Origin of the sequence: Spongiactinospora gelatinilytica, assembly GCF_003236385.1 — a bacterium.
Classification (GTDB): Bacteria; Actinomycetota; Actinomycetes; order Streptosporangiales; family Streptosporangiaceae; genus Spongiactinospora; species Spongiactinospora gelatinilytica.
In genome coordinates this window covers 1-9,780 of the sequence record NZ_POUA01000301.1, presented here as the reverse complement: position 1 = coordinate 9,780, position 9,780 = coordinate 1, and the positions used below count along the sequence as shown (strand labels likewise).

Below are 9,780 nucleotides of genomic sequence, written 5' to 3'. Positions count from 1 at the left end.
GGAGAAGACCCGCGCCCGCCCCCGCCGATTGTTCAGCAGTTCCACCACATCGCCTGTGCGGTAGAGCCTGCGGGCCCCCTGGTCGCGGTGGGCCGCATGCGTGTCGAACATCGGCCGGTACTGTGAGAGCGACTTGCCGTCGATGCCGAGCAGTCGGGCGATCGCGCCGAGGGTACGCATCTCGTTGGGATCGCCGGGGACCTCATAGCGGCGGCGGGGGCGGGCGCGGGTCTTCTCCCATTCGGCGAGCCAGGTCTCGAGGGCGCGGCGGTCGTACACCGGCTCGCCGGGCCCGGGAATGCCCGGCCGTCGGCGGCGGCCGGTCGGGCGTGGGAAGTCTCGGGCCGGCCGCCAGCGTATGGCGATGTGCTCAGGCGTGCGACCGATCTCCTTCGCCCATTCTGCGAGGGTGATCGTCTCGCCCCCTTGGTCGTCGTCCCTCGTCATGTCCACCATCTTCCACCTCAACGGCTCGGCGGCGACTGCTGCTCAGGGGGGCGGGCAATCTCGTAGCCGGTGCCTGGTGCGCGGCGGTGCTAGGGCGTCCTGGTGGTAGGGAGTCGATGAGCTGGCGGGTCGGTAGGGTTGAGGGCGTTCCTTCCTCGTGGGGTGGAACGTCGGCGGCCGGTGTGTGCGAGCGGGCGCTGCCCGTATCACCGGCCGCCACTGACTGCCACAAGCGAGGTGGTGTGGCAGTCTGTGCGCCTCCAGATCTGCTCTGGTCAGGGGGTAGGTGTGGGCGGCCTGATGCTCGGCCCTCCCTGTTCGTGAGGCGGCGACGGGGTTTGATAACAGTGTCTTGAGCTGGAGCTTTAGCTTTGCTCTTCTGGCGGCTCTGGTGAGCTTGCATCAAGGTGGGCGAGTGTGGCCAAGATGGACCGGAAGGGTGTCGATGGCCCGTCGTAGCGGGTCAGTTCGGCGGCTACGACCCCGGTCTCGGTATCGACGATGGTCCAGGTGCCGGCGCGGCGCGGCTCTCCAGGCCGGTCGTGGGTCAGCTCGTCAAGGCGAGCCTCGGCGAGGCTCATCGTGTCCGCCGTACCGAGGACCCGCCCGGCCGGATCGCGAATCTCGTACATGGTGCTCCTCTTCCGGGGGGCGGTGCGCTCGTGCGTCCCCTTCAGGATGACGGGTCGCGCGGGGCGGCGACGTCCGGAGCGTTGTTCTGTGGATAACTTCAGGGGCGGCCCCGCGGGCTGCCCCCGAAGTTGCCGTCCCTGCTATCGCCGGGCGCGGCCTCTCTTCCGGTTGAACACCGCGTTCGCTGCGGCAGCGGCTTCTCGCCAGGTCGCCACCTGCCGGTCGTATGCTTCCCGATCGTCGGCCACGATGGTCAGCGGCCCGACCGCTATGGCCAGTTCCCCGCACTGGCTGCGGGAGTGGAGGTAGTTGCGGGCGAACACCTCCACCGATTGCTTGCCTTGCAGCCCGATGGTGATGTGGCTGGTGTGCCGGTTGATCACCGTATAGCCTGCGGCGCGCCACGCGCCGAACACTCGCTCCGCCTGACCGCACGCGTTGCGCCAGACGGTCATCATGGTCCAGGCGGCCTGCTCATCCCACAGGATCACGATGGCCCCGGGAAGGTAGGCATCCACCTGGTCGCGTCGGGGGACCACGCGGGTCTCCGCCGCGCCGGTCAGGCGGAGGGTCACGCCGGGGAGGTAATGCATGGTCCGCGGGATTGGAGCGGTCTTGGTGGCCTTCATAGGACTCCTTCTTGTCGTGGGGTTGTGGCGGGTGTGCGTCCCGCGCTCTAACTAACTACATCATACCCGTTTAGTCGCCTGGGAAGTCGGAGAACATCGCCTGAGCTGGATCTTTATCTAGTCTTGAGCTGTCACGCCGACCCCCGACACCCAGGGCCTTGAGCCCCTATCCTGGGGAGCGGCCTCCGACCCCACCCTTGCTTTCGACGGCCGGGTATGGAAGGGGGTCAGGAGCCGACTCCCTTGGGAGTCGGCTCCGTACCTTCACCGAGTTCGGTAAGGAAGGCTTGGAGCAGCGTGTAGCCCGGCGACGCCGGGGTCGGCCGGATGCCGATCTGGAACATCTCCGGCTCCTCGAACACCGGATCGCCGTTCGGACGGCGAGCGTATGCGACACGCCCGTAGTCCACACCGGCGCCCCGATCGAAGCTCATCCAGGTGATGGCCTCCTGCTCGCCTTCCCGCAGCGGATGGTTCGACACGGCGCGCACCGAGACCGCGTCCGGCGGCGTGAACACCCACACCTGAGGAACGGCCAGCACCCAGCGGATCGCAGCGATCTCGCGAGCCTTGAGCGCGGCACGGCGTTCGAAGGCAGCAGCGCTGGAGATGTCGCGCGAATGGTCATAGTCGCTGAGCACCAGTGTGCGCGCTCCTTGCAGAGCCACGATCGCGGGCGAACTCCGGGACACGATGCACTTCTCCAACCGGCGCACCACATCGAACAGGAGTTCAGCCGTCATCTCATTCATTCATGCCCCTCGTTCCCCCGGTCGAGTGTCCCGCAGATGACACCTGGTCGCTGGCAGCAACGACACTGCGGCATCTGCCGTACTGAGGAAACTGTGGAGCTCGCCTTGTCAGTCTCGGACGCAGGCCGGGTAACGGTCGCCGACCCGACACCTCCTGTACTGCTCGGGCGAGACCTCCAGCCTCTCGCCTCTCCCGGTGATCAGCCAGTACCGCGCGGGCACATACCGCGTTGTGCGGACGCATCCGTCAGCCTGCCGACCCGCGATCTGTCTACCCCCACAGTCCAGCTCCTTTGAGTGGACCTTGGGCTGCACCCGTTTGGCGACGATGGGGCGTTGCGGTGCGGCCATGCACGCGACGGTAGGCGCCAGTACGCCGATCAGGCACATAACTCTGATGATCTTTGGTGACAGTGTCATCGTGTAATCCTTTGGAGTGGTGAGCCGTTGTGGTGTTCACCGGTGGTGTCGGCGTGGTTGGCCAGGGTCACGCCGGACATGGCTCGCCGTCCGTACCGCGCTGTGGATAGTGGCCAGAAAGTATCCGGACGGTGGCGGACGTCTTGGCAGGACACATTCTCATCAAATCGAGAATGTGGTTAGGGGGCGTTGTTTCTGCTCACATATAAATACGGCGGGCAAGCCGGGCCGATCGTCTATCGGCTGGCCCGATCTTGCTGGGAATCCGACTGCTTGAAGAACTGGCTTACCGAGGAACCGGCATGACATAAGAATGGCCCCAGGGCAACAACCCTGGGGCCAACGGTGCGTCTGATCAGTCGCCCGCGCTTTCCGTCCCTCTGTAAATCATCGTGTCCCTGGCGTCATCCAGGCGCGCCGACAGGTCGGACCACTCTGCTCTCGCTGCGTCGCGCACTTTGATGACGTTCCAGCGAGAGCCGTACGAACCGCCGTACATCTCCTGTGCGACCGACGCCAGCACACCGGCCCGCCCGAGATCCTCCGCCTGTGAGGCGAACTTGTAGACGCGCGCCAATACCGGGAAGTCACGGCCGTCGCCGTAGGCCGTCCGGAAAATCGCTTCGCTGTTCTGAGCCACCCCCGACGCGACTACGGCCCGCGTGAGGGTTTCGGCCTGCGGCGGTGCGCTCACGGGTTGATCACTGTGCGTGCCGTTGTTCTGAGCTGCGGGGAGATCAGCCCGGTAGCCGTTGCGGGCGGCGGCATCGCGGACCGCCCACCGCTTGAGAGTGGTCCGCGTGACGATCATTTCGCTACCGTCACGTCGGACATAGATCCATGCTGGATCGTCCGGCGTACTGGTCGACGCGATCTGGCACTTGGCCGTGATATCGCGCAAACGCTGTGCGAACATGAGCACCGCATCTTGAGTGACGTCGTCCGAAACGTCGTCGGTACCGTAGGGTGCGTGACCGTCGCGAACTACGGTCGCGCTTCCATCCATCCGCTTCCGGGAACGCGCGGCGTCCACTGTGCGGCAGTATCCACGCGCGAGGTCTCGGATTTCCTTCCAGTCGTCTGGTGTTATCCGCGCGATGTCCTCTGATGTGAGGGTCGCCCCCGGGACACTGGTCGGGACGTACCTGCCGGGAATTTCGTTCGCCATGGTCGGCTCCGATCTCCTATGACACACGTTTCGCGTGCCACCCTTGCTTTCGACAACCCAATTCAATCGCGAAGGGAGAAGAAAGGCAATTGCATTCAGTGGAGTGTCGGCTACTGGTCTGGCGAAACGTAGCGCGACCGGCTCGACTTCACGGAAATGCGTACCTCAATACGGAAAAGGTGACCGGGTAATTCTGGATTAGCTGTAGGGTGATATTTTGTTCGTTGAATCAGACTGTGGCTGCACCCTGCCCATTAACAGAGGTGGCACATACGCCTACGAGTCGGGGTTGGTACCGCACCCCTAATCGCTCGCTCTACCAGCACGAACACGCCTACCAAGGCTTCGCGCTCAAGACCGACCTGCGCACACGTCGGCGGTCGCCCCGTCCGGTGCGCCGTGACTGACGCGTGGCTCTCGCGTCCTCAGGTCGGTGTAGGCGTTCCCCTGCCGGGCGGTGAAGGCGCACTTGTCCAGCGTCGTGCACCACAGTATCGGCCAGATCCCCCCGGCCGGCTTGAGGTCGATCGCGTAAGTGGGCAGCCAGTAGGTGGCAACACATATCGCACATAGAGATGCACGAACGGATGCCCCTAAAACCTAGTTAATACCATCCCGAACGAATCACTTAGAGTTGCCGCAAGCAAACGTCGGCGAGTTTCAGTAGGCCTGATAGAGCCAGCGAAGCCCACCTTTCCGCAGGTCATGCGGAGGTAAGTTCGTACTGTAGCCGATGAAACACGTCATGCATCCCTACAACCTAGGCGAGTAGCACAGTGATACAAAATGATCAATCCTTGTGCATCCTCCAGTAAGATGTGATGATCAACTGCGTCGAGATATGCTCGAGAGAGGAAATGTATGGGATTCGGACGAAACCCTATAGCTGTTATCAGCGCGACGGCCGCCATCATTCTTGCATCAGCAATTCCTGCGTCGGCCGACCCTTGGCCCTTCGATGACATCTTCCCCGACAAAAGTACACACAGTTACTGCTACACGTCTTCTGTCGGATCAGGACTCAAGTCCTACATTCCAGGAGCAATGAACTATCTCGCGAGCGCGACCACGATACCAGGCGTTCCCTTACACGCGACCTGCGACACCAAGCCTTCGGACGTAGACGGAGACCCGGCCACCGATGTGGCCTGGTTCGACATATGGGTAAATGTTGGATACGGCGAGGCGCCGTGCCGGGTCCGGACGGCTTCTAATTCGAATCACTGCGACCAGCGCTTCGCAAAGATCAACACTGAACTGATCGATTCTGAGGCAGACCCGCACCATCAATACATCAAGACCGTCTGTCATGAGCTCGGCCATACCGCAGGAATGGACCACTACAGTCCGTTCCTGCCTTCGCTTCCCGACATTCCTCCGGGGAACGAGCTCGACTGTATGGCCAGTGGCGATGTAACTCGATCAGACAACCCCGCAGGATCATGGATTCACAAATACAGTGAACATCACATCGATGATGCGAACCCCTGGTGGTCCTGACCTTGACGGAGACGATGACCGTGAAGCGCACATGCATCATCACCCTTGCTCTGGCTTCAGTGCTCGCCATCGGAGGATGCGGTACGGGCCCAGAACCACAGGCGGCCCGCACCGGACAGGGCATGACCCTCGATGAAGTGAGAAGGTACCGTTCCGAGCTGGTCGGCGGAGCGCTGGACGTTTCCCTGCTCCGGATACGGAATATGGACTACCCTGTCATGTCATCGCCCGAAGAGCTCGCCGCCACGCAGCAGACAGTTGCCGGAGGTGTCGTCGACGGCTGGCAGCAAGGGCCCGCCACCGCAAGCTACCCAGGAGGGCCACTGGAATACCGGGTCGTCATGCGCGTACGAATCACCGATCCGCTGAAGGGGGCCACCGGCAAGCCTCACATGCCGGAGGACACCGCTTACATCGAGTTCGACCAGGGCGCCGTCATCAGGGATGATCCCAAGCCCGCAGAAGAGTGGAAGCCGGAAAAGTCGGTTTCTGACTTCGAAGCGTCCATACCGACCGGAACCAAGGTAGTCGTCTTCCTTCGCGCCCGCCCTCCATATGAGCAGAAGATCGTGCACCCCGGGCAGCCGCTTCCCGCTGGAGCGCGGATCATGTCGCTACCTCCCCAAGGACTGATCCTCGAAGACTCGAAACTTTCCGCCCGGCGCAACTCCGACACGTCCGCGCTTGTCGGCGGATTGGAGCCGCTTGAGGATGGCGGACCTGCATGGCTGGAATCGAAGACCGTGCATGATCTGGTCGCCCGGCTCAAAAGCAAAGGCATCTCCGACTAAGCCGGCAGTCGCAGCTAGCGTCATCGTGCTGTAGCGAGGGGCTGCAAGCGGTCAGGCTCGGCGGAATCCACCCCGAGCTGCGATGGCTGCGAGCAGCTCCTCGGTGTCCGTAGTGGGTTCGACCTGGAGGGTATGAAGGTGCGCCTGGAGCAACTGCCCCGTATGGCGGGCTTGATCGGGGCGGCCGAGCTGCAGCTGCAGGCGGATCAGGTGGCACCAGCTTTCTTCCGCGTCTGGGTCGATCTCGCGGGCGCGTTCGAGGGCGTCCACAGCGCGGTCGGGGTCGTCTGCCTGACAGAGTGAGGCGAACTGGGTGAGTACGTCGACCTGGGCCAGGGTGAGCGGGTATTTCTCGTCCAGCACCCAATCCTCATGGATACCGGCGGCCAACTCGCCGCCGCAGAGGGATGCCGCCCGGTCGAGTTCGGCGCGTTGGGTGTCGGGGTCGCGGGTGGTGCGCGCGGTCTTGGTGGCTTCGTGGAAATCCCAGAGGTCGTAGCTGATCTTGGCAGGGTCGATGCGGTAGGTCTCGTCGTCCATGGCCTGGATGAAGGGCTCGCCGGTGAGGCCGGTGGCCTTTTCCAGGGCGTCACGGAGGTGGCGGAGGAGGCTGTGGAACTCGTGGCCGAGTTGCTTGCCCGGTCACAGGGCCTCGCCGATCGCTTCCTTGGTGGCTCCCTGTGGATGGAGGGCGAAGTAGACGAGGAGCAGTAGCTTCAGCCCTCGGATGCGTAGTGGCCGGTCATGGCCCTTAACCCAGACGGCGGGCTTGCCCAGGACGCGTACGCGGATCGGTGTGGCGTGCTCCCAGGGGATCGCCGTTGCGGTCGGTGCGGGGGTGTCGGGGGCGTTGTCCACAGGCTGTGCGTCGGCGAGGTTGCGCAGGGCGTCCACGAGATCGGCGGCCGGTAGGTGTACGAGGGAGGCGTTGTGCAGTGGCCGGGCGTACGGTCCTTCTGCGGTGGTCGCCCGGTGGTCGGGGCCGATGTGGCAGGTGGAGGTCCAGGTTCCCAGCAGCAGTGCGCCGAGCCCGTACTGAGCGCCGGCTGTCACAAGCGATTGGACACGTGATGCCGTGTCGTCTTCGATCGTGCCGATGAGCAGGACGTTCGGCAGGAGTTCGCCGGGGTCGCGTTGGCGTAGTTCGTCGATGTCGGCGGCGTCGCGTTCTGCGAGGATGCGTCCTCGGGTGAAGTGGATCTCCTCCAACCGGTCGGCTGGTGAATCGACGAGCGTGACGCCTGGCAGGCGGTTGGCGAGCGCGTCCAGGCCGTCTCGGTCGAGTTCGACGATGGCCGCGGCGTCGGCGGTCGTGATGATGATCTCCAGGCGGAAGTTGCCGGCCTGGTGGAGGAGGTCGAGCAGCAGAGCACGGACGACGTCCAAGGATCCTGGGCCGGCGAGTCCGAGGCTGAGTCCACCCAGGGGTACCACGGCAGCCGTACCGTCGTCGTGGGTGCCGATCACCAGGCGGTCCGGGGTTTCGATAGACGACATCTGCCGGATGAGATCGCCGTTCGAGGGTACCGATACGCCCTGATCACGGAAGGGCTGGAAGAAGGCGCTGCGAGCGGCTTGGACGACGGCGGGAGGGCGAACCGGGTCATCAGATCGCCGCCGGCGGCGGCGGTGGAACTGAGCGGCGGCGTAAGCAGCGCAGACGCCGCTTGCCGCCGACAGAGCGATCACGGCGCCGGACGGCACGTTGATCGTCACGACGAGCCGCCCTCCGAGGTCTTCCGCCTGCGCCTTGGCGGGAGCCGGCTGTGCAGCGCTGGGCTGCGCCTCGGGGATGAGGGCCACCGAGCGGGTGTGGTCCAGGGTGATCGCCTCTGGGCGGAGTTCGGGCAGTCGGAGCTTCCAGCCTGGGCGGATGTGTTCAGGGTCGGTGAACACCTGCCCATCGACCTGGCGGCGATGGGAGTTCAGCTTCCAGATCTTCCGCCAGTTCCGCGACTCCCCCAGCTCGTGCTTGGCGATCGACCAGAGGCTGTCCCCCTTCTTGACCACATGGGTTCGCGGATCCACATGCTGTGGAGCGTCCACGACGGGCCGTCCGGGCGTACTGAACGAGGCCGCCTCGGCCTCGATGGGCAGCATGGCGAAACTCAGCGAACCGATCAATCCGGCCGCGATGCCTTGCAACGGCCCGAGCATCGGCACATGGATCTCCACACCACGGACCGCCGCAGCCGCCTCGACCACCAACGCCGCCGTGAACGCTCCCCACAGCAGCCACAGCGGACAGGCAAGTGCCTTGAGCAGTACTTCCTCCGAGATCGGATTCATCAGGAACGCCTCGATGTCCCCGCCCGTGGGAATCGTGCGAGGCAGTGGCCAGCCCGCGAAACGGACCAGCATCACCGGTATGCCGACCTCCACCCCGATGAGCAAGGCACAAACGGCCAGAACCCGACCAACGACAAGAAGGAACCTGATCACCTGATGACCCCCGTCACCCCACGCTGGGCCACGGCGGTGGCCCTCCCCGTAACCCGAATCGACCCCAGCCCCGCCAGCCCGAGGATCTGCGTCGGCTGGACCGCCCGCACGGTGACCGTCACCGTGTCGCCGATGACCTCCACGGCCGCGGTGTCCGGGGTGGCGGCGATGTAGGCGAGGGCGGCGGTACGTGCCCGAGTGGCGTCCAGCCGTACGGTGCCATCGCGCCGGTACGCCGCCAGGTCGAGCTGCTGGGCCCCGGAGCGCGCCGCCTCCTGGGCCTCGTTCAGGGCACGTACCCGCGCACCGAGCGCGAGCCCACCGTCCACGACCAGCCCGCAGAGCAGGAAGAGCGCCCCGATGATGGCCACCACGAAGCCGGTCAATTCGACCTCCAGTAATCGATCGGCGCGGAGAACGACGCCGTAAGCGCCGAACTCCCGGGTAGCCGGACGAGCGCCACATCCGACAGCTTCACCGTGCAGGTCACCGACACCGTGACCGTTCCGCCTGGCCGGAAGGACGCCAGCCCGACGCTCACCCTCCGCTCGGCGCAGGTCACACGCTCGGCCGCCAGCGCCGTCGCCGTTGCCTTCCGCGCCGCCGACTCGGCCGCGGCCGGAGTACGGGCGATCGACGCGGCCCGCGCGGCCTGATGGGCCGCGTTGTTGACCTCCAGCCGTGCCGTCACGAGCCGGCCCGCGGCGACCGCGAACAGCGCGAGCACGATCAGCAGCGTCGTCAGCAGGAGGACCTCCGCGGTGATAGACCCTCGATCGTCACCCATCACCGGTCGCCCCGGAAGCGTTCCACCGGCCCGTACGCGACGGTCGTCGCCGGAAGCCGCAAGAACGGCACGACGGCCGGCGCCACCCCCGAGACCTGAACGCGTGCGACCTCCGCCGTACGCGTCACCGACACCTGCGGCGACCGCAGCACCGAGCCGCCCAGCCGCGACAGCAGCGCGGACGCCTCGGCCCGCCCCGCCCCCGCACTTC

General features: G+C 65.1%; 11 protein-coding genes and 1 pseudogene. 2 read left to right on the top strand and 10 right to left on the bottom strand.

What is annotated here, in order from left to right:
- The 5 genes from C1I98_RS29065 to C1I98_RS29035 all read right to left on the bottom strand — a co-directional run.
- Window positions 1-447 (bottom strand): hypothetical protein (locus C1I98_RS29065; protein ID WP_111170594.1); only part of this gene is annotated, 447 nt, incomplete at its 3' end.
- A 365-nt stretch (window positions 448-812) separates the two neighbouring features.
- Window positions 813-1,079 (bottom strand): hypothetical protein, encoded by a 267-nt coding sequence (locus C1I98_RS29055; RefSeq protein WP_111170592.1) that lies wholly within the window; start codon window positions 1,077-1,079, stop codon window positions 813-815.
- A gap of 141 nt (window positions 1,080-1,220) precedes the next feature.
- Window positions 1,221-1,709 (bottom strand): hypothetical protein, encoded by a 489-nt coding sequence (locus C1I98_RS29050; protein ID WP_111170591.1) that lies wholly within the window; start codon window positions 1,707-1,709, stop codon window positions 1,221-1,223.
- 227 nt (window positions 1,710-1,936) lie between these two features.
- On the bottom strand, window positions 1,937-2,461 hold the full coding sequence (locus C1I98_RS29045; RefSeq protein WP_146607685.1) for a hypothetical protein: 525 nt from the start codon (window positions 2,459-2,461) through the stop codon (window positions 1,937-1,939).
- 775 nt (window positions 2,462-3,236) lie between these two features.
- Complete coding sequence (locus tag C1I98_RS29035) at window positions 3,237-4,049, bottom strand: hypothetical protein (protein ID WP_111170588.1); 813 nt, start codon at window positions 4,047-4,049, stop codon at window positions 3,237-3,239.
- Between the two features lie 861 nt (window positions 4,050-4,910).
- Here C1I98_RS29035 and C1I98_RS40725 point away from each other — a divergent pair.
- Together C1I98_RS40725 and C1I98_RS29030 are read left to right on the top strand one after the other, a co-directional pair.
- The gene (locus C1I98_RS40725; protein WP_146607684.1) at window positions 4,911-5,549 is read left to right on the top strand and encodes a hypothetical protein; all 639 of its coding nucleotides are present in this window, start codon (window positions 4,911-4,913) and stop codon (window positions 5,547-5,549) included.
- A 14-nt stretch (window positions 5,550-5,563) separates the two neighbouring features.
- The gene (locus C1I98_RS29030; protein ID WP_146607683.1) at window positions 5,564-6,340 is read left to right on the top strand and encodes a hypothetical protein; all 777 of its coding nucleotides are present in this window, start codon (window positions 5,564-5,566) and stop codon (window positions 6,338-6,340) included.
- 51 nt (window positions 6,341-6,391) lie between these two features.
- On the opposite strand, the gene C1I98_RS29025 is transcribed toward C1I98_RS29030, so the two are convergent.
- The 5 genes and pseudogenes from C1I98_RS29025 to C1I98_RS41810 all read right to left on the bottom strand — a co-directional run.
- Window positions 6,392-6,880, bottom strand: a complete 489-nt coding sequence (locus C1I98_RS29025) for an AfsR/SARP family transcriptional regulator (RefSeq protein WP_111170586.1) — start codon at window positions 6,878-6,880, stop codon at window positions 6,392-6,394.
- A gap of 102 nt (window positions 6,881-6,982) precedes the next feature.
- Entirely contained in the window at window positions 6,983-8,734 is a 1,752-nt protein-coding gene (locus C1I98_RS29020) for a LysM peptidoglycan-binding domain-containing protein (RefSeq protein ID WP_111170585.1), read from the bottom strand.
- A 44-nt stretch (window positions 8,735-8,778) separates the two neighbouring features.
- Window positions 8,779-9,168 carry a pilus assembly protein TadG-related protein gene (locus C1I98_RS29015; protein WP_111170584.1) on the bottom strand — a complete coding sequence of 130 codons (390 nt, stop codon included), beginning with the start codon at window positions 9,166-9,168 and terminating at the stop codon, window positions 8,779-8,781.
- Complete coding sequence (locus C1I98_RS29010) at window positions 9,165-9,569, bottom strand: TadE/TadG family type IV pilus assembly protein (protein ID WP_111170583.1); 405 nt, start codon at window positions 9,567-9,569, stop codon at window positions 9,165-9,167. The genes C1I98_RS29015 and C1I98_RS29010 overlap by 4 nt, the downstream gene beginning before the upstream one ends.
- A pseudogene (locus tag C1I98_RS41810) lies at window positions 9,569-9,780 on the bottom strand (pilus assembly protein); the annotation flags it as partial. The pseudogene C1I98_RS41810 and the gene C1I98_RS29010, both read right to left, overlap by 1 nt.